Here is a 248-nt window from a genome sequence, read left to right as displayed (position 1 = left end):
GCGCATCATTAAATCCCAGATCAGCAATCAGATCGGTAGTTTCCAGCACAACAGCGTCCGGCTGGTACTGGCGGATCGCGTTGACAACCACATCGTACACACTGCGCGGATCGATTCCAGCTTTCGAGAGATCGCAGGACATACTGTGGTCCTTAACTGCTCCGTCCTTTACGCGTTCCGCCTCATCACCTGCCAGCTTCACGGTCCGGATGATGGATGCCGAATTCCCATCGAGCCGCGCCTGAAAC

At 55.6% G+C, this 248-nt stretch carries 1 protein-coding gene; it reads right to left on the bottom strand.

Translation table 11 applies throughout. The features are described from left to right. A partial coding sequence (locus AC1RPR_RS08965) for a hypothetical protein (RefSeq protein WP_481763600.1) occupies positions 1 to 248 on the bottom strand: 248 nt, incomplete at both ends.

The sequence above is a fragment of the Dellaglioa sp. CoH-57-MRSF-22 genome, from assembly GCF_056781895.1.
This window is presented reverse-complemented; position numbering and strand designations above follow the sequence as displayed.